The organism is Idiomarina sp. ST10R2A5 (assembly GCF_051842325.1).
Taxonomy (GTDB): domain Bacteria; phylum Pseudomonadota; class Gammaproteobacteria; order Enterobacterales; family Alteromonadaceae; genus Idiomarina; species Idiomarina abyssalis.
Genome location: NZ_JBNIEX010000004.1, coordinates 172104 through 190946, shown reverse-complemented (window position 1 = coordinate 190946; position 18843 = coordinate 172104). Strand labels below are relative to the sequence as shown.

The window sequence follows — 18843 nt, the reverse complement described above, 5'->3', positions numbered from 1 at the left end:
TTTACGCTTCTTCAAGCCCGCCGGAAACAAAAGGTATGAGCTGATCAATGACGTCCTGCGCCTCAACCTTTTCATTAAATTCCGACTGAGCAATTTCAATTAAAGCCTGCCCCGATACTTGAGCAAAAACGGCGGCGCCTAATATAAAGTGTAGACGCCAAAACATTTGTTGCTCATCTAAATGTGGATTTGCGCGCTTTAACAGAGCTAATAAATGCTGCAATACACCACCAAACTCTTGCTGAGTATATTTGCGCAAATGCCCCTGAATTTCAGAATAAGCAAAGCCGAGTAATCTTAAAAAGATATCCGGCCCTTGTTTATTAACCTCAGTTAACTTTGCCAGCGGTATTTTGAAACGCTTAAACAGTTCTTCTGTTTTTAACTCGCTTTGCTGTTCAGCCTGTTGCAGCTGCTCTTCCAAAACGGGCATAAAAATAACTAAATAGCGTGCCATTACCGCTTGAATAAGCGCTTTTTTTGAACCAAAGTGATAATTGACAGAGGCAAGGTTAACCCCCGCCTCCTGCGTGATTTGCCGTAAAGAGGTTTGCTCAAATCCATCTCTGGAAAAAAGCATTTCTGCGGCGTTGAGTATTTTCTTTTGAGTCGAAATGCGTGCTGCCATGAAATAAATAAACGCATGATTTAAACATGCGTTTAATCTAATTCATGTCGTTTCAGCGTGCAAGTGTTCGCTGAATTTATTTTGATCTGCCGCGTAAACTTAATTGCATAAGATTTAATGCCGCCAGTAATGACGGTGGAACAGAATAAGTACGGTCATAATTTCAAGACGGCCGGCTAACATTGCGAAAATAAGCAACAATTTAGCACCGCCGTCCAGGCTCGCGAAGTTACCTGCCGGGCCTATAATTTCACCTAAACCGGGCCCAACGTTACCAACCGCAGTAGCTGCACCAGATATTGCTGTCAAAAAGTCGAGGTCAAATAGCGACAAACCAAGTGCTATAACGGCAATGAGAAGAAAGTACATAAAACAGAAGGCGACCATAGAGCCCAGTAACGAGTCGTTAACCCGACGCTCCTGATAAGTTTGAACACTCACCAGGTTAGGATGAATTAACTGGCTAAACTGCTTTCTCAATAAAAGTTGTGACAACTGAAAACGGAAAATTTTCATGCCACCGGAAGTTGAGCCGGTACAACCACCAATAAACATCAAATAGAAGAAGACCATTAACGACCAGCTTCCCCAGCTTCCGTAGTCTTCTGTTGCGTACCCCGTTGTTGTTACCACCGACACCACGTTAAAAGCTGTGTGCATTAACGCATCGCCGAACTCCCGGCCTTTGGCTATTTGCACCAAAGTAATCAGCGCAATAGCAATAAGCAGGAAAGTTATAAAAGCACGCACCTGAGTATCTTTCCAGAGCGGTTCAAAGTCTCTTTTCAGCAACCGTATATAAAGCACAAAAGGAAGTGCCCCTGCCACCATAAAAATGGTGCCCGTTATAACCAGGAACGGGGTATCAGAAAAGTGCCCAAAAGAGGCATCATAGTTTGAGAAACCCGCTGTAGCTATAGTGGTCATGCCGTGGACAAAAGCATCAAAACTGCCCATTCCGCCAATTAAATACAGACCAATAACAGCCGCCGTTAATATGAGATACACTCGCCCTATTGCCATGACCATATGGCTTGAGCGCGGCATAAACTTACCCGACATATCGGATGATTCAGCCTGGAAAAGGCGCATACCACCAACTTGCAGGAAGGGTAAAATTGCCATCGCCATAACGATGATTCCAATACCACCTAACCACTGCAGCATAGCGCGCCACAACAGTACACTGGCGGGTAGATCATCCAACCCTGAAATAACCGTTGCACCGGTTGTGGTAATAGCCGACATGGCTTCAAACCAGGCGCTTGAGAAATCGAGATAAGGCTTCGCAAAAATAAAAGGCAAGGTTGCGAATAAGCTGGCTGACACCCAACACAACGTGGTCAGCAAGAAGACTTGTCGCGCTCTTAGCTTAGCGTCACCAGCTGGTTGCAGAAATAAAACCAAGCCAACAACCAAGCCAATAATAGAGAGCGTTAAATAGGTCCACTGCTCTTTCTCGCCGCTGACAACCGCCATAACAAAGGGGGCAAGCAGCGCAATAGAAAGCAGCGCAATCAATCCGCCCACCGCTTTTAGCAGTAGCTTAATGGCCTGTCGACTATCAAGCGGCGTTTGCCGTAAGGATTGATTGCTTTGCAATGACATAATGTCAGTTAGAAGTATCTAAAGGCGCAAATGACTTCACTAAGTCGTCAATGGCTTTCATTTGCTGCAAATAAGGCTCTAACGCATGTAAAGGTAACGCGCAGGGTCCATCGCACTTGGCTTCATCGGGGTTAGGATGAGCTTCAATGAACAAACCGGCAATACCCAATGACATACCAGAGCGAGCCAGTTGTGCAGCCTGTGCCCGCCGACCATCGGCTGAGTCAGCTCGTCCTCCCGGACGTTGCAAGGCATGAGTAGCGTCAAAGATAACCGGAGCCATAGGCTTCATGTCATCCATGCCAAGCATATCAACAACCAAGTTGTTGTAACCAAAGCTTGAGCCTCGCTCACATAACATGATTTTTTCGTTGCCCGCTTCTGCAAACTTTTTGATGATATGCTTCATTTCATGCGGCGCAAGAAACTGTGGCTTTTTAATGTTAACCATAGCGCCAGTTTCCGCCATGGCAACCACCAGGTCAGTCTGTCGCGCAAGAAACGCAGGAAGCTGTAATACATCAACCACTTCCGCTACCGGGGCCGCCTGATGGGGCTCGTGGACGTCGGTAATAAGAGGCACGTTAAACTGCTGTTTTACCTCTTCAAAAATGCGTAAGCCCTCTTCCAGGCCTGGTCCGCGAAATGAATGAATGGACGACCGGTTAGCTTTATCAAATGACGCCTTAAACACGTATGGGATACCCAGTTTGCTGGTTACTTCTACATAGTGTTCAGCAATTCGCAGGGCTAAGTCACGGGACTCCAGCACATTCATTCCGCCAAATAAAACAAAAGGCTTGTCATTTGCAATTTGAATGTCGCCCAGCTGCAATTCTTTGATCATCCTAAACTCCTGCGATTAGCTACCAACAACACGTAAGATCTGGCCTGCAAAGTACGCCATGTAAGTTCCGAGTGCATACCCCATTACCGCTAATAATACACCAACCGGCGCTAATGAAGGATGAAAAGCTGAGGCAACAACGGGTGCTGACGCCGCACCACCAACGTTCGCCTGACTGCCAACAGCCATATAAAACACGGGAGCACGCAACAGTTTTGCCACTAATAGCATCAAGCCGGCGTGAATGATCATCCAGATAGCACCAATTAAGAAGTACTTCGGGGTTTCCACAATTTTTGTGACATCCATATGCAGGCCAATACTGGCAACCAGAACATAGACGAAAACCGAGCCAATTTTCGAAGCGCCGGCAGCTTCCATTGACCGGGCCCGAGTAAAGGACAGCGCGATACCGCCAGCAGTTGCAAGCACAATCACCCAGAAGAATAAACTGTCTAAACTAAATTTACTCAATGCCGGGTAATTCGTCGCTATTGCCGGTGCAATCCAGTCAGCTAATAAATGCGCCAAGCCAGCAACACCAAAGCCAATAGCTAAAATGAGCATCAAGTCGCGTAGGCTGGGGTTTCTGACATGCTCCGCTTCATACTTTTCAACTCTGTGGCGAATATTGTCGATAGCCGATGTATCTGCACCCGTACGAGCGTCTATTTTCTTAGAGTTTGCAGCCATATACAGCAATACTGCCATCCAGAGGTTGGCGACAATAATATCAACAGTGACCATGGCGGAAAAAATATCGCCACCCACTTCATACACTTCTTTCATTGCGGCCTGGTTCGCACCACCGCCAATCCAGCTTCCGGCAATTGTTGTCATTCCGCGCCAGACAGCATCAGGCCCTGCTCCGCCTATCATTTCCGGAAACAGAGTAGAAACCAGTAGCAAAGCAATTGGACCACCAATCACAATACCGAAGGTACCGGTTAAAAACAGAATAAGAGCCTTAGAACCAAGACCTAAAACGGCTTTAACATCCAGACTTAAGGTCAGTAAAACCATACAGGCAGGTAACAGGTAATCCATAGCAATATCGGTTACTGCTGTCTGGTTTCCGTCAACAATACCAAAGGTATTCAATAAAGACGGCAGAAAATAACAAAGCAACAACGCAGGAACAAAACGGTAAAACTTTTTGAAAGCAGGATGTTCACTGGTGTTGGTATAAAAAACGAAACCGAGAATTGCAAATAATAACCCGGCAACAACTCCGTCGTTGGTAATTAACGCATTAGTTTGAGAAACAACTGATTCAGGCGCCAACATAAATATTCCCTTAAATTAACCGGCAATAAGTGCTTGTTTTGACATTGCAACGTGCAGCAGAAATGCTATCCAGCCACAGGCGCCAATAAACCCAAGCCAGCGAGCGCCAGCTGTCTTTCCTTTCATGGCTAATACGCCAAAGCCAATGTAAGCAATCACACCTATCACTTTGTCCGTTAGCCAGGGAACCTGAATTGGGTACATACTTAAGCTCACCATGATACCAACGGCGCTAAGCAGCAATAAGGTGTCGTTAACGTGAGGGACTATTTTTAACCACTTCTTTTTAACTAATGGCGAGTCAATTAATTGCAGTACGAAACGGAATAAAAAAAGGCTGATCGAAATCAGCACAAACAATACATGTAAGTGTTTAAAAGCAGTGTACACAAGTAACCTCTTATTATTTAATTAAATTTTTCTAAGTTCAGGCAGGGCTTTAATCACTACATCAAGAAACTTGGGTGAATAGTAGCGACCTTTTTCATCGTTCAACCGTACTGTAATATCGTCATCGCTGATGCCACTCTCCCACCATTCCAGGAGCTGCTCAGTTAATAACAAAACTTGAGTACTTATTGCGATATCAGAACCTTGTTTACCTTCCGGCAAACCCAGTCCGTCCCAACGCTCAAGTCTTTCTATTAATGCTCTGTGGGCACTCTGTGTTGCTTCATGCTCACCATGCGCTAATGCTCTCAGTGAACGTGCAACGCGCTGCTGACAGGTTGTTTCTACGGCAGCTGCGGCATCAGTTGCGCAATCAAGTAATGGCCGAGCTTGTGCGAACAATGACCAGGCTAATGCGGTCGTTTCCGCGTCATCTGCAACAACCCGTTGTGCTATTTCGTAAGTCAAACGAACTTCATTGTCTTGCTCAAGAACACGATTAAACTGGCTTGCATGGTGAAGCATGAGCTGATCGGCTAAGCGCGCCAGGAATTTATCGGAGTCTTCCAGGCACACGACGTTATCCTGTGCCAGTTGGACGTTCTCTGAAAACAATTGAAGAACGTGATGATCGTCTGCGGTCAGAGGGCGAGACAAGCCTCCGATAAACAAAACGGATCCATGTGCACGACAGTGACTGCGGCAATATAAAAGCACGAAGTCGTCGCCATAATAGGAACCATGGTTCGCAATAACATGCTCAAGTTCTGACAAAGCTTTTGACGGGATAACAGAGCGTAACGTTTGCCCGACACAAACTTTCGAGTCTTCACCATGAGCGGCCAGAACTTTATAGGTGGAGCCGTCTTCGTTAGACGTTGCATAAAGCGTCTGCTTTGCCCCGCCAATAACCCAACTGAGTTGTTGCACTAAACCATCAACAAAGCTATTCATTGGCTGTAAAGCGTAAAGGTTCGCAGAAGCTGAGATGATTTTTTCAAGCCCGTGACGGCTTTGGTCAATCGACATAATATCGCGGTATGAACGCAACGATGACATGACTGCGGTAAAGAGTTTTTGCGCCGTAAGTTCTGTCTTAGACTTATAGTCGTTAATATCGTAATTAACGATAACCGTACGCTCTGGCGCTTGGCCCGGCTGCCCGGTTCGCAGAATAATGCGGGTAAAGTGGTTGTCTGCCTGTTCGCGAATATAGCGCGCCACCTGCAGTCCGGCGTCGTCTGTTTCCATAACAACGTCCAGTAACAGTATTGCCGCATCAGGGTGTTCATCGATTAATTGCCGCGCTTCTTCACCAGAAAAAGCACTGTAAAACTTTAACCCCCGACCTAAAAAATTAAAGTCGTTTAAGGCCAGTTTGGTTACGGCGTGCACCTCTGGTTCGTCGTCGACAATCAGAATTTTCCAGTATTCTGTCGGTAATTTTGTGGTTTGCTGGCTGGCTTCGTCAGCAAACATAAACTGATTGCTCATTATTATTCTCTCTCCGCCCTGGCTTTCTTCCCACCGGTAACTCGTTCTACCCTAGCATAATCCTGCCAACGGTTAATCATTTTATAACCATTTTTCAACAACAGCTCAACGACACTATCTGCCTGTTGCCATCCTTGCTCAAGTAGTAACCAGCCCTGTTCAACTAAACGTTCATTAGCCTGTTTTATAATAGTCTCAATATCGGCTAAACCATTATTTTCTGCAACTAATGCCGTATGGGGTTCAAATCTAACATCCCCTGCGCCTAAATGTGGATCGCCAGCATCAATATAAGGTGGGTTGGATAGCACCAAGTCAAAGTTAAGCGACTTTGGCACAGATTGAAACCAGTCGCTGTACAAAATATCAACATCTAAGCCTAATTTTTTACTATTACGCTTAGCCAGTTCAACGGCTGCTTCATTGCTGTCACACGCCATAACCTGCCACCCGGGTCGTTCCGACTTTAGCGCCAGTGCCACCGCTCCGGTTCCTGTGCCTAAGTCGAGCACACGGGCGTTTTCAGGAAGCTCCAGGCTAAGGGCGGCTTCAACCAGGGTTTCGGTGTCAGGCCGGGGGATCAAAGTGCTGTCGTTAACTTCAAGCATCAGTGACCAAAACTCGCGGCGACCGGTTATATGAGCCACCGGACGCCCCTTCTGGCGAGCTGCAATAACGCTCCGATAATGCTCAAGCTGCTCAGCCGTAAGTTCTTTTTCAGGCCAGGTCAGAAGATAGGCTTTTTCTTTATTCAACACATAACAAAGTAAGGCAGATACATCAGCAGCCGCGTCTTCGCTTTGACTTAACTGCTCTCTGCCCCAGATTATCGCCTGCTGTAGTGTCATTGCTGTCCTTCAGACAACGCCGCCAGTTGATCGGCTTGATGCTCAGTAATGATTGCATCGAGTATTAAGTCGATATCGCCGGTTAGCACTTCATCTAATCGGTACAAGGTAAGGTTAATGCGGTGGTCTGTAACACGGCTCTGCGGATAGTTGTATGTACGGATACGCTCCGAACGGTCACCACTGCCCACTAAGTTACGACGCGTGCTGTCTTCTTCAGCCTGACGTTTTTCGTCTTCCAGACGCTGTATTCTTGCCTGCAAAACCGACATGGCTTTCGCTCGGTTTTTATGTTGAGAACGCTCTTCCTGACACTCAACGACCACCCCTGTCGGTAAGTGGGTAAGGCGAATGGCTGAATCGGTACGGTTAACGTGCTGACCACCCGCTCCTGAGGCGCGGTAAGTATCAACACGTAAGTCGGCCGGGTTAATTTCAACAGCTTCGGCTTCCGGAATTTCCGGCAACACCGCTACGGTACAAGCTGAAGTATGAATACGACCCTGCGACTCTGTTTCGGGAACACGTTGTACGCGGTGCCCGCCCGATTCAAATTTCATTCGACCGTAAACACCGTCGCCGCTCATGTGCGCAATAATTTCTTTATAACCGCCGTGCTCGCCATCACTGGCACTGACAATATTCACTTTCCAACCATTTTTTTCTGCGTAACGGCTGTACATACGGAATAAGTCACCAGCAAATATTGAAGCTTCATCACCACCGGCACCGGCCCGAATCTCCAAATAGCAGGAACGGTCGTCGTTCGGGTCTTTAGGCAACAGCAACAGCTGCAGGCGGTTTTCCAGATCTTCTTCTGCTTCTTTGGCTTGCTTAAGCTCTTCTGCCGCCATTTCTCGCATCTCTGCGTCATCATCCTCAGCCATATCTTTGGCTGCGGCTTGGTCATCCTGGTTCTGGCGATACTCTTCAAAGCACCCGACCACTTCTTCCAGTTGAGAATATTCGCGAGATAAAGCACGGAAACGGTTTTGATCGCTGATCACATCGGGCTCACCCAATAAAGCCTGCACTTCCTGATAACGCTCAACTAAGCCTTCTAGTTTGCGTTCAATGGATGGATTCAACATGTTTTTATTTGCCTTCTGATGGGTCAGAGGATGGCTCTGACCAAAGTTGTTGCAAAACGGCCAGCGTGTATTGATCGTTATTTTCGCCGGCAGATTTTAATAAGTTTGTCGGTTTGTGCGTTAACTGCTGCACCAGACGGTGACTGAACCTTTGCAGAACTTCAGCCGGGTCTTTACCCTGCTCAAGTTGAGCCAGCGCCTTTTTTAACTGTTCGTCGGCCAGAGTTCGCGTATGTGTCCGGTACTCTCGCACAAGCTCAACACTGTTAAGAGATTTCAGCCAGTCATTAAACTCTTGAGTCTGCTGCTGGATAATGACTTGCGCCTCACGCGCCGCCTGTTCACGGTTACGAATGTTTTCGCTAATAATGCTTTGCAAGTCATCCACGGTATAAAGGTAGGCGTCGTCCAGTTCGTTAACCTGTTCTTCTATATCTCGGGGAACCGCTAAATCTATCAATAACATAGGCCTGTGACGGCGTTTTTTCAGCGCTTTTTCAATACTGCCCTTACCCACAATAGGCAGAGTACTGGCAGTTGAACTGACAACAATATCGGCCTGTGGTAGTAACTCAGAAAGCTCCGATAAACTGTGTGCTGTGGCCCCGACTCTTTCAGCCATTTCACGTGCACGCTGTAAGGTTCTGTTAGCGACAATAATTTCGCTGACACCTTGCTGCTTTAAATGCTGAGCAACGAGCTCGGATGTATCGCCGGCACCAATAAGCAAGACTTTTGAGTTCTGTAAATTGGCAAAAATATGGCGTGCCATAGAAACAGCAGCATAGGCTACCGAAACCGCATTCTGACCAACTGCGGTTTCATTTCTTACGGTTTTTGCTACCCGGAAAGTTTGCTGGAACAAACGCTCGAGAATGCCGCCGACTGAAGCTTGTCGTTTAGCGGCCTGATACGCTTGCTTTACCTGCCCCAGAATTTGCGGTTCGCCAAGCACCAGAGAGTCTAAACCGCTGGCAACGGACATAAGGTGGGTGATGGCTTGTTCGCCCTGGAATAAATAGTGGTGATTTTCCAGAGCATCAGGAGACAGGCTATGAAAACCCGTCAGCCAGCCCAATAACAAGTCACCGGACACTTCACCGCGACAATACAGCTCTGTACGATTACAAGTAGAGACAATAACCGCTTCTTCAACGCCTTGAAGGTTACGCACGGCCTGCAGCGCAGTGTCGAGCTGTTCGGCACTAAACGCGACTTGCTCACGCAAATCTACCGATGCTGTTTTGTGATTAATTCCAAGAGCTGAAATGGTCATCTGACTGTGAAACTCGTTATCCCAACGCGGCCAAAATCTAAGTTGTCCGATTGTACGTGAAAGCCTTAGTCATTGAAAGTCACAGCGCTTTCTGGTCAACTACTGACATTCCGATTGCAGCAATAGAGAAATATGATTCAACGCCGAATTTTCTGGGTTTATCTAGTCGCCATTACCTTGCTCAGCGGGTGTGCACTACCGACACCATCAGAACAAAGCAGCAGTACTCAGGTAAACCAGCAAGTTATTAAAGTTCACCAGCAAGAATTAGAGCAGCTGCAACAATGGTCGTTAAGTGGCCGCATGGCTATTATCCAGAAAAAGAAAGAAGAGCGTGACAGTTTTTATATCAACTGGGCTTATTTGCCACACCAGCAAATCATTCGCTTTTCCCACCCGTTAAAAGGCCAGTTAGCGAAATTAACCATTGATGACAGTGGCGCTCTGTTAGTCGATTCCGATAACGAAGAACGATGGGCGCCTTCGGCCGATGCTCTGCTTTACCAATTACTCGGTGCAAGCGTTCCTTTTGAGCAGCTGCATAACTGGGTTATAGGTAAAAAAACTGTAGCACTGAAAGCTGTCCGCTATCATAACGACGGCACTCTGTCTCAGTCCCGGGTGTTTAACCAGGGGCAAGACTGGCAGATAAACTGGTTTTACGACCAAAGTAAGAGCCAAACGCTCACCCTGCCCGAACAAATACACTTAGAAAGTTCAAACCTCTTAATCAAGGTGCAAGTGAATCAATGGCAGTAACGACATTAACACTCCCTGCACCGGCAAAATTGAATCTGTTTTTGCACATTACAGGTCGTCGTCCGGACGGGTATCACAATCTGCAAACCGTATTTCAGTTTCTGGACTATGGCGACACCCTTAAGTTTCACCCGGACAAAACTGACGGGCAGTTCCGTTTAATTGATGAAGGTAGTCAAATACCGGAACAGGAAAACTTGGTTTGGAAGGCTTGGGCAACACTCAAGCAGGCATACAAAGAAAAAGGCATTGAGCAACTACCGGGTTGTACTATTGAGTTGATAAAACACCTGCCGCAAGGTGCAGGTCTGGGCGGAGGTTCATCCAATGCTGCGACTGCTTTAGTTGGATTAAACCGCCTATGGGGCAGTCATTTTTCATCTTCTGAGTTGCAGAAAATTGGTGGAAAGCTCGGTGCAGATGTTCCCGTATTCATTCATGGGCAGGCATGCTTTGCCGAAGGTATCGGCGATATTTTTACCGACGTATCACCACCGGAACTTTGGTATTTAGTGGTAAAACCCGAAGTTTCCATAAGCACAGCTGAGCTGTTTTCTCACCCACAGCTAAAACGAGACTGCGCGGTTGTTAGTGCCCAAAACTGGGACGCTCAAAACGTCACTAATGTATTTGAGCCAGTGGTCTGCGATCTACACACCGAAGTTGCTATGTTGCGTCGTGCCTTGCTAGAATACGCTCCGACTCGGCTCACTGGCAGTGGAGCATGTCTTTTTTCTTCATTTGAAACAAGGCAAGCCGCAAAGGAAGCGCAGCAGCATGTCCCTAAAGGGTTACGCTCATTTATCGCTCAAGGCCAGAACCGTTCACCACTTATCCAGACATTAACCCAATAAAAGTCGAGGTATGTTGTGCCTGACATGAAACTTTTCGCCGGCAACGCCACTCCGGAGCTAGCCCAGAAAATCGCCGATCGCCTTTATATCAAACTTGGTGAAGCATCCGTTGGTCGCTTTAGTGACGGCGAAATTAGCGTCGCTATTAACGAAAACGTCCGCGGTTCCGACGTCTTTATTCTTCAATCTACTTGCGCTCCGACCAATGACAACCTGATGGAACTCATTGTGATGGTCGATGCACTGCGTCGTGCATCAGCAGGCCGTATCACTGCCGTTATGCCTTATTTTGGCTATGCTCGCCAGGATCGCCGGGTCCGTTCAGCTCGAGTTCCAATTACGGCAAAGGTCGTTGCAGACTTCTTATCAAGCGTTGGTGTTGACCGCGTGTTGACTGTAGATTTACACGCTGAACAAATTCAGGGCTTTTTCGATGTGCCTGTCGATAACGTTTTCGGAACACCGGTGTTATTAGAGCACATGCGTCAGCAAAACTTTGACAACCCAGTTGTTGTTTCTCCCGATATCGGTGGCGTCGTCCGTGCTCGTGCTTTTGCCAAGCTTATGAATGACACTGACTTAGCCATCATCGATAAGCGCCGCCCTTCTGCTAACGTATCGCAGGTTATGCATATTATTGGTGACGTTAAAGGCCGTGACTGCATCATTGTTGATGACATGATCGATACCGGCGGAACCTTGTGTAAAGCCGCAGAAGCATTGAAGTCACATGGCGCTAAACGTGTGTTCGCTTATGCAACTCACCCGGTATTCTCAGGCAATGCCGTAGAGAACATCAAAGACTCAGATATTGATGAAGTGATTGTGACAGACAGCGTGCCGCTAAGCGACGCTATGAAAGCAACCGGTAAAGTCAGCCAACTGACGTTGTCTGGTATGTTATCAGAGGCACTTCGCCGAGTAAGTAATGAAGAGTCCATTTCCGCAATGTTCGAGTACTGATTGTTGTAATTAATCCCGCTCAGTGCTAGTATTGCGCGCCCTTAGAAACCGGCCACGTTGTCGGTTTCTAAGTTTCTGGGTCAGCTCTTGGTCGCGAGTGCTGACAAATAAAAAACTTTAAACATTGAGAGGCCACATCATGGCTGAATTAGATTTTAACATCAAAGCTACCGTCCGTACGGACAAGGGGAAAGGTGCGAGCCGCCGCCTGCGTCACGCGGACAAAGTACCAGCAATTTTATATGGTGGTAAAGGTGAGCCAGTAGCACTAGAACTGGACCACAACAAAGTGAATAACATGGCTGACTTCGAAGCCTTTTATTCGCACATTTTGACGCTGGAGTTTGATGGTAAGAAGCATCAGGCAATCCTTAAAGATATGCAGCGTCACCCGTATAAGCCAAAATTGACTCACCTGGATTTCCAGCGCGTTGAGAAAGGCCACAAACTTCACACTAACTTACCTCTGCATTTCTTAAACGAGACAACTGCGAAGGGTGTTAAAGAAGAAGGCGGTGTTGTTGTTCACCACGTCAACGATGTGGAAATCACTGTATTGCCTAAAGACTTACCAGAGTACCTGGAAGTTGATATTGCTGAACTCAGCGTTGGTGACACTATTCACCTGACTGACTTAAAACTGCCTAAAGGCGTTGAGTTAGTTGAACTGACTAAAGGTGATGATCACGACCAGGCGGTTGTATCTATTACTGCTCCTCGTGTCGAGAAAGAAGAGACCGAAGAAGATACAGTAGCACCTGGCGACGTTCCTGCTGAAAACAGCAAAGACGACGCTGACGAAGAGTAAGTCAGTCTCCTGTTATGGGAACTGAAGTAAAACTACTTGTGGGCCTGGGTAATCCGGGCCCCGAGTATGAACGAACTCGCCACAACGCTGGTTTCTGGTTAGTCGAAGACTTCTGCAGACGCCACGCAATTACACTTTCCCCTGATACAAAAAGCAAAGCCCTGATTGGACGCTGGCAGCAAGGCGCTCATGATCTTCGCATTGTACTACCACAAAATTTTATGAACCGCAGCGGTTTCTCTGTGGCGGCGCTGGCTAACTTTTATAAAATACCGGCTAACGAAATACTAGTGGCATACGATGAGCTCGACTTACCCCCTGGCGTTGCAAAGTTTAAGAAAGGTGGAGGTGCCGGCGGGCACAACGGAATTAAAGACATTATTGCCCAGACGGGCAGCCAGGACTTTATGCGACTGCGCATTGGTATTGGCCACCCGGGCGATAAAACGAAAGTTACGGGTTTTGTTTTAGGCAAAGCCTCAGCAAATGAACAGCGGCTTATCGATGATTGTATCGATGAAGCCAGCCGCAGTATCGACACATTAATGGTGGACGGCTGGGGACCTGCACTGCAGCGTCTGCACAGCTACCGCCCTGAACAGAAAGGCTAAATTCTCATGGGATTTCGATGTGGTATCGTTGGTTTACCAAACGTGGGTAAATCCACACTTTTCAACGCACTGACAAAAGCAGGCATTGAAGCTGCAAACTTTCCATTCTGTACCATCGAACCAAATACGGGTGTCGTTCCTGTTCCTGATCCTCGCCTGGATAAATTAGCCGCTATCGTCAATCCCGAGCGCGTGATTCCAACAACCATGGAATTTGTTGATATCGCCGGGTTAGTTAAAGGCGCTTCAAAAGGTGAAGGTTTAGGTAACCAGTTTTTAGCAAACATCCGCGAAACCGACGCTATTGGTCATGTCGTGCGCTGCTTTGAAGACGACAATATTGTGCATGTCAGCGGTGGAATTGATCCTGCTGATGACATCGACACCATTAACACCGAATTGGCACTCGCCGACTTAGACTCTGTTGATAAGTCTTTGTACCGTCTGAGTAAAAAAGCGAAAGGTGGTGACGCACAGGCCAAAGCAGAAATTGCGGTACTGGAGAAACTCAAGCCGGCACTTGATGAAGGTAAAATGGCCCGCTCTGTAGAGCTCAGCAAAGATGAGCGTGCAACCATTCGCTCTTACAACTTGCTGACTTTAAAGCCAACCATGTACATTGCCAACGTCAACGAAGACGGTTTTGAAAACAACCCACACCTGGATAAAGTACGTGAAATTGCGGCAACCGAAAACGCTGTTGTTGTTCCCGTGTGTGCTGCTATTGAATCAGAAATAGCCGAACTGGACGAAGCTGACAAAGAAGAGTTTTTGAGCGAACTGGGTCAGGACGAGCCAGGTTTGAACCGCGTTATTCGTGGTGGCTACGAGCTATTAAACCTGCACACATACTTCACTGCCGGCGTAAAAGAAGTTCGCGCCTGGACAGTGAAAGTAGGCTCAACAGCACCTCAGGCAGCCGGGCGAATTCACACCGATTTTGAAAAAGGCTTTATTCGTGCCGAAATCGTTGGATATGACGACTACATTGCCAACAATGGTGAGCAAGGTGCAAAAGATGCTGGTAAATGGCGTTTAGAAGGAAAAGAGTACATCGTTAAAGACGGCGATGTTATTCACTTCCGCTTTAACGTTTAATAAGAGCAATTGGTGGCTCGCACAGAGCGGGCCACAATCTTTTCCCTGTACCTTTAGTTTTCTACAATATCGCCATGCATTGGCGCCAGCAGACCCAGTAACTGATTCTGAGCCGCAACCGGTATATCATGCTTTTCCATCGCCGCTATTAGGTGCTCCACCAGCGCATTGAAGTCCGCGTTAGTAACGCCCATGTTGCGATGCGAAGTTTTCATATCATCTCCGCTGTAGTCACATGGACCACCACTAACGTCACATATTTGTTCACTAATCAGTTTATGCACCCGCATAATGTCCACATCAGTAAAATGATGAGCTATACGGTCATCGCCACCCACTCTGTAAAGCATTTCTTCGACAACGGTTTCAATACCCTCTTTCTCTCCCAGCTGCTGATACAAGTTCTGGGCAATTGAAAGCGGAGCAAATAATAACACCGCCAGTAACACACCTATTCTCATAATTTCTCCTTAAAAAGCTGCCTGAACAGACAAATACCAGCCGGTTTGATCATCGAGCCCCGCTATTGAACCTAAGTCAGTGTAAGCGCCAACAACGGACACATGTTTATTTGGGAAGTAAGCGACAAAAAGATCTTTCCAGTCCTGCTCTTCAGCGAAGTTTAAATTATCGGGCTTCTGGCGGTATTCAATACCCACAGCCCAATAACGGTTCAAAAAAGCCGCTACCGACGCTTCCGCCAGCCAGTCCCTGCTGTTTTCTTTGTCTCCGCCAAAGCCCAACAGACCCAGTTGATTCGCCTTGCTTGAACGCAAGGTTAAGTTTGCGACCCAGGTACGATGAAAAGGCCCATCCAACCAGGCTTTTGCGGCACTGACATACCAGTCAACACTGCTGTCATCCTGAGAACCAACGGCTGAAGGCAATGCATAGTCATTGTTCTTTTTGTGCTGCGCGCCCACACTGACTTGAGGTGAATCGCCGTAAATGAGGTCGCCGGCCAAACGTACTTTAGCACCAAGAATACTTTGACTAAGCTCACCACCAATAGTGGACAGATCAAATGTTTGTTCCGCGTACGACAATTCTATTCGGTTATTCCAACTGACACTGGCGCCCTGTACGCTTAACCGAAAGTCATCTACAGCAACTTCACTTAAATTGACCGTAGCACCAAATTGACCTTTCCCTGCGTAACTGCTTAATGTTGCCCAGGGGACTATACCGCCTCCCCCGGCTCCTTCTAACGTACTGGCGCCCCCTGTTGCTAATAGTCTTGTTCCCTGGTCCGCGAACGTAGCAGAGCTAAAAAGCAAAACACCAGCCAAAATAAAGCGGCTTCCATACACTAAAGAGTCTCTTATATTCATTTTCATTCTTTTAACTCATGGTCGGTTAAGTAATTCTTAAAATCTGAAATAGCTAAGGGTTTGCTAAAATAGTAGCCTTGCAATTCATCGCACTGCAGCGATTGCAGTACCTTCCAACTGGCTTCATCTTCAACACCTTCTGCAACCACTCGAAGACCCAATTCATGGGCTAGCTGAATCGTTGAACGGACAATGGATTCATCCATAGCCTCTTCACTCAAATACTGCACAAACGCCCTGTCAACTTTAAGTTCTTCGACAGGCAGTCTACGTAACTGTGCCAGGGATGAATGTCCGGTGCCATAATCATCAATAGAAATAGAAAAGCCGAGGCGCTTGAGGGTTTCCAGCCGGGCAATCGCTTTTTCAGGGTCCTGCATAACGGCACTTTCCGTCACTTCCAGAACCAGCCGCTGCGGTAACTGAGGGAAACCTTTTATCAATTGCTCAAACAATAGAGGTAGGGCGTCACTTAACAGGTCAACCGTCGATAAATTAATACTCAGTTTGAGAGTTTTTCCTTGCTGTTCCCAGTTACGGAGCAGCTCCACAGACTGCCTGCAGACCCAGTCTGTTAAATCGGTAATAGCTCCCGACTGCTCTGCCAAAGGAATAAACTCATCAGGGCCAACAAAGCCCAGCTTCTCACTCTGCCATCTTAAAAGTACTTCAGCACCCACGACGGTGCCGCTCTGACAGTTAATCTTAGGCTGTAACACCAGATGCAGCTCTTCATCTTTTACGGCGTCTTTTAACGACTCTATAATTTGCAGGCGTCTCATGTGCTGTTCATCCAGCCCTTGCTGATACTCTACGTAGAAGCTCTGCTGAAGTTTCGCTTGTTGTACACTGACCTGCGCGCGTCGAATCAATAAATCAACCTCTGCGCCTTGTTCGGGAAAACAAACAACACCTAAATTAAAAGCCAGACGATAGTCACTGTCCCCTACTTTAAACGGCGACTTAAGAAACGCCTCTAATTGATTTACGCTGCTGTTTAATTCAAATGCTAATTGTTCGAAAGAGTACAAAATAGCAAACTCATCACCACCGACTCTCGCTAACAAGGTTGAATTTGCGCAGCACTGCCGTAAACGATCTGACAATTGCCGCAAAATATCATCGCCAATTTCCTGACCAACACTGTCATTCAAAACACGGAACTGTCGAATATTTAACAATAATAAACAGCCACTGTTATTCGCATGTAGCAGCTTCTCCAACTCTTTTCGGAAAAACCGTCGGTTAGGTAAGTTAGTTAGGTGATCATGAGATGCCTGATAAGAAATACGCTGTTCACGCTCAGAAATAGCCTTTCGCATGCTACCAAAAGTGTCAGCGAGCTTACCGAACTCATCATCATTTAATGACAAATTCGTTTCACTGTAGTCGCCTTGCTGCAGTTTCTTCGCGGCTCCTGACAACTGCTGCAATGGGCGTGACACGCCGCGCGCAATAATGACAGCTAACAACATAGCGACAACCAAAGCGGCAATGGCAATTAAAACAATCTGCCAACGCAGCCGTGTAAACTCCTCGGTTGCAGCGCTCAAAGATGTCGTCAGCACAACATGAACAGCGTCGCCCGAGTCAAGATTAAGGATGACTTCATTACCGGCAAAATCATTGTTTAGTAACCAGGCATCCAAAATTCCGTTACTTTGAGTCAAGGTCTCCGATAAAGAGGAAACCTTCGGCTGCGATAGGCTTGAGGCGAGAACATCGTTAGAGCTCTCCAGCCACAAACTGATATCAGCATTAGCCAGACTTTTTAACTCCTCAGCCAATTCAGAATCAACCTCAAAGCCAAGCGTTGCCCACGCAATTAAATTAGGCGCATTCACCGGCACAGTAACTAACTGAAATAACTCGTCTTCCACTACCGCTAACTCTCGATTTAAACCGGCCGCACGAGGGTTAATACGCAACTCATCAAAGGCATGTGATGAAGCAATTTCTTTCCCGTCGGGTGTTTGCAGTACCATTAATTCGGCTTCTATCCGTTCACCGTGGTTCACTAACGCCGAAATAATGGTCTCTCTGTCTTTAGAGGATACCGCCCGCTTAAATCCAAAGTCATCGGTAAGAACTTCAGCCGCCTGAAGTAGCTGGGTGCTGCGGCTATCGAGCAGTTCGCGGAATACCTTTTCACTGACACTCAGCTCTCGTTCAATTGAGCGTTCCAGCTGGTTCTCCGTTGCAACCCACACCGCCGCTAAGGCGACCAATAAAGCGCCGGCTACCAAACCGGCAAGAATAATAATTAAGCGAGTTCTAAACCGTGTGATCATTGGTTCCCTTTACGATTAAATCGCTGTTCTAAACGAGAAGGTTCTTTTTCTTCCTGCTGAGGCGCGGATACCCGAACTTGTCCGGTGAGCTCCTCCCCATTAGCGGCTAATGCAATGTTCTGAGCTTGAGATAAATCATCGCCCATCCAGTAATGCCATACCCTCACCTCTTCCAGCGTCTTCCCTTCGGTGAGGTTAAGCTCAGCCAGACCTTGCTCATCGGTCACAACGACGTCATAGTCATTACTTACCAGAACGTAAGCAATCATCTGATCATGGATATTACAACCCAGAGTCACGATACCTTCTTTATCAAAGTTAACGCTTGGCTGCTCTTTGTCTGAATACAGTTTTAACTCAAAATTCTTAGCTTCAGAAAACGAATACACGTGGTGTCGAATATTATCGCTGTTAGGGAATATAACATCAGTGCCCCTTTTTACAGCACTGACTGTGGGAGTAAACTGTTTATCCACCTGATCAACGACCGCTTCATTACTTTCATTAAACTTATCTTTTTGGCTATCAATTAATAGCGCGGCATTAACTAACGGCTGACCCTTTGCATCAACCAATTTCACTTTTAAAGTCTCGGCAGACACATACTGGACACTTAAAACCGTCAATAAAAAAGCAGCAATTACATGCTTCACACCAAC

Annotated in this window: 19 protein-coding genes; 6 read left to right on the top strand and 13 right to left on the bottom strand. The window is 47.0% G+C overall.

From position 1 onward, the window contains the following. Position 1: 1 nt before the first annotated feature. From ACP7FG_RS07140 to hemA, 9 genes are all read right to left on the bottom strand, one after another. Positions 2 to 628: a TetR/AcrR family transcriptional regulator gene (locus ACP7FG_RS07140; protein ID WP_054487168.1), complete on the bottom strand. Its 627-nt coding sequence runs from the start codon at positions 626 to 628 to the stop codon at positions 2 to 4. A 114-nt stretch (positions 629 to 742) separates the two neighbouring features. Next, the gene (locus ACP7FG_RS07135; protein ID WP_439226035.1) at positions 743 to 2230 is read right to left on the bottom strand and encodes a TrkH family potassium uptake protein; all 1488 of its coding nucleotides are present in this window, start codon (positions 2228 to 2230) and stop codon (positions 743 to 745) included. 10 nt (positions 2231 to 2240) lie between these two features. Continuing rightward, on the bottom strand, positions 2241 to 3083 hold the full coding sequence (gene kdsA / locus ACP7FG_RS07130) for a 3-deoxy-8-phosphooctulonate synthase (protein WP_054487165.1): 843 nt from the start codon (positions 3081 to 3083) through the stop codon (positions 2241 to 2243). A gap of 15 nt (positions 3084 to 3098) precedes the next feature. After that, positions 3099 to 4370: a DUF819 family protein gene (locus tag ACP7FG_RS07125; protein WP_199494746.1), complete on the bottom strand. Its 1272-nt coding sequence runs from the start codon at positions 4368 to 4370 to the stop codon at positions 3099 to 3101. A 15-nt stretch (positions 4371 to 4385) separates the two neighbouring features. Further along, on the bottom strand, positions 4386 to 4760 hold the full coding sequence (locus ACP7FG_RS07120) for a SirB2 family protein (RefSeq protein WP_054487160.1): 375 nt from the start codon (positions 4758 to 4760) through the stop codon (positions 4386 to 4388). A gap of 21 nt (positions 4761 to 4781) precedes the next feature. Then, positions 4782 to 6254: a DUF3369 domain-containing protein gene (locus ACP7FG_RS07115; protein ID WP_054487157.1), complete on the bottom strand. Its 1473-nt coding sequence runs from the start codon at positions 6252 to 6254 to the stop codon at positions 4782 to 4784. Positions 6255 to 6256: 2 nt separating this feature from the next. Continuing rightward, a complete protein-coding gene (prmC, locus tag ACP7FG_RS07110) occupies positions 6257 to 7102 on the bottom strand; it encodes a peptide chain release factor N(5)-glutamine methyltransferase (RefSeq protein ID WP_054487155.1) in 846 nt (281 codons plus the stop codon). Next, positions 7099 to 8193, bottom strand: a complete 1095-nt coding sequence (gene prfA / locus ACP7FG_RS07105; RefSeq protein WP_404813274.1) for a peptide chain release factor 1 — start codon at positions 8191 to 8193, stop codon at positions 7099 to 7101. The genes prmC and prfA overlap by 4 nt, the downstream gene beginning before the upstream one ends. A 4-nt stretch (positions 8194 to 8197) precedes the next feature. Continuing rightward, positions 8198 to 9469, bottom strand: a complete 1272-nt coding sequence (hemA, locus tag ACP7FG_RS07100) for a glutamyl-tRNA reductase (protein ID WP_054487150.1) — start codon at positions 9467 to 9469, stop codon at positions 8198 to 8200. A gap of 132 nt (positions 9470 to 9601) precedes the next feature. Between hemA and lolB the strand changes: the two genes are divergently transcribed. From lolB to ychF, 6 genes are all read left to right on the top strand, one after another. Continuing rightward, positions 9602 to 10228 (top strand): lipoprotein insertase outer membrane protein LolB, encoded by a 627-nt coding sequence (lolB, locus tag ACP7FG_RS07095; RefSeq protein ID WP_439225948.1) that lies wholly within the window; start codon positions 9602 to 9604, stop codon positions 10226 to 10228. Beyond that, positions 10219 to 11082, top strand: coding sequence for a 4-(cytidine 5'-diphospho)-2-C-methyl-D-erythritol kinase (gene ispE, locus ACP7FG_RS07090; RefSeq protein WP_439225947.1), 864 nt, complete (start codon positions 10219 to 10221; stop codon positions 11080 to 11082). Before lolB ends, ispE begins: the two co-directional genes overlap by 10 nt. A gap of 15 nt (positions 11083 to 11097) precedes the next feature. Further along, entirely contained in the window at positions 11098 to 12045 is a 948-nt protein-coding gene (locus ACP7FG_RS07085) for a ribose-phosphate pyrophosphokinase (RefSeq protein ID WP_199494749.1), read from the top strand. A 139-nt stretch (positions 12046 to 12184) separates the two neighbouring features. Then, a complete protein-coding gene (locus tag ACP7FG_RS07080) occupies positions 12185 to 12853 on the top strand; it encodes a 50S ribosomal protein L25/general stress protein Ctc (protein ID WP_199494750.1) in 669 nt (222 codons plus the stop codon). Between the two features lie 14 nt (positions 12854 to 12867). Further along, entirely contained in the window at positions 12868 to 13464 is a 597-nt protein-coding gene (gene pth / locus ACP7FG_RS07075; protein ID WP_199494751.1) for an aminoacyl-tRNA hydrolase, read from the top strand. Between the two features lie 6 nt (positions 13465 to 13470). Continuing rightward, positions 13471 to 14562, top strand: coding sequence for a redox-regulated ATPase YchF (gene ychF / locus ACP7FG_RS07070; RefSeq protein ID WP_054487137.1), 1092 nt, complete (start codon positions 13471 to 13473; stop codon positions 14560 to 14562). Positions 14563 to 14615: 53 nt separating this feature from the next. On the opposite strand, the gene ACP7FG_RS07065 is transcribed toward ychF, so the two are convergent. Genes ACP7FG_RS07065 through ACP7FG_RS07050 form a run of 4 tightly spaced genes read right to left on the bottom strand, consistent with a single transcriptional unit; the run spans position 14616 to position 18837 of the window. Next, positions 14616 to 15023: a group I truncated hemoglobin gene (locus ACP7FG_RS07065; protein ID WP_199494752.1), complete on the bottom strand. Its 408-nt coding sequence runs from the start codon at positions 15021 to 15023 to the stop codon at positions 14616 to 14618. A gap of 9 nt (positions 15024 to 15032) precedes the next feature. Next, positions 15033 to 15893, bottom strand: coding sequence for a DUF3034 family protein (locus tag ACP7FG_RS07060; RefSeq protein ID WP_439226034.1), 861 nt, complete (start codon positions 15891 to 15893; stop codon positions 15033 to 15035). Between the two features lie 2 nt (positions 15894 to 15895). After that, a complete protein-coding gene (locus ACP7FG_RS07055; protein WP_439225946.1) occupies positions 15896 to 18184 on the bottom strand; it encodes a putative bifunctional diguanylate cyclase/phosphodiesterase in 2289 nt (762 codons plus the stop codon). Next, the gene (locus tag ACP7FG_RS07050) at positions 18181 to 18837 is read right to left on the bottom strand and encodes a methylamine utilization protein (RefSeq protein WP_439225945.1); all 657 of its coding nucleotides are present in this window, start codon (positions 18835 to 18837) and stop codon (positions 18181 to 18183) included. The genes ACP7FG_RS07055 and ACP7FG_RS07050 overlap by 4 nt, the downstream gene beginning before the upstream one ends. Between the last annotated feature and the right edge of the window lie 6 nt (positions 18838 to 18843).

Coding starts and splice junctions, on each gene's coding strand:
- ACP7FG_RS07140 (WP_054487168.1), bottom strand. CDS start 628: ATGGCAGCACGCATTTCGACTCAAAAGAAAATACTCAACGCCGCAGAA.
- kdsA (WP_054487165.1), bottom strand. CDS start 3,083: ATGATCAAAGAATTGCAGCTGGGCGACATTCAAATTGCAAATGACAAG.
- ACP7FG_RS07125 (WP_199494746.1), bottom strand. CDS start 4,370: ATGTTGGCGCCTGAATCAGTTGTTTCTCAAACTAATGCGTTAATTACC.
- ACP7FG_RS07115 (WP_054487157.1), bottom strand. CDS start 6,254: ATGAGCAATCAGTTTATGTTTGCTGACGAAGCCAGCCAGCAAACCACA.
- prmC (WP_054487155.1), bottom strand. CDS start 7,102: ATGACACTACAGCAGGCGATAATCTGGGGCAGAGAGCAGTTAAGTCAA.
- prfA (WP_404813274.1), bottom strand. CDS start 8,193: ATGTTGAATCCATCCATTGAACGCAAACTAGAAGGCTTAGTTGAGCGT.
- hemA (WP_054487150.1), bottom strand. CDS start 9,469: ATGACCATTTCAGCTCTTGGAATTAATCACAAAACAGCATCGGTAGAT.
- lolB (WP_439225948.1), top strand. CDS start 9,602: ATGATTCAACGCCGAATTTTCTGGGTTTATCTAGTCGCCATTACCTTG.
- ispE (WP_439225947.1), top strand. CDS start 10,219: ATGGCAGTAACGACATTAACACTCCCTGCACCGGCAAAATTGAATCTG.
- ACP7FG_RS07080 (WP_199494750.1), top strand. CDS start 12,185: ATGGCTGAATTAGATTTTAACATCAAAGCTACCGTCCGTACGGACAAG.
- pth (WP_199494751.1), top strand. CDS start 12,868: ATGGGAACTGAAGTAAAACTACTTGTGGGCCTGGGTAATCCGGGCCCC.
- ychF (WP_054487137.1), top strand. CDS start 13,471: ATGGGATTTCGATGTGGTATCGTTGGTTTACCAAACGTGGGTAAATCC.
- ACP7FG_RS07065 (WP_199494752.1), bottom strand. CDS start 15,023: ATGAGAATAGGTGTGTTACTGGCGGTGTTATTATTTGCTCCGCTTTCA.
- ACP7FG_RS07060 (WP_439226034.1), bottom strand. CDS start 15,893: ATGAATATAAGAGACTCTTTAGTGTATGGAAGCCGCTTTATTTTGGCT.
- ACP7FG_RS07055 (WP_439225946.1), bottom strand. CDS start 18,184: ATGATCACACGGTTTAGAACTCGCTTAATTATTATTCTTGCCGGTTTG.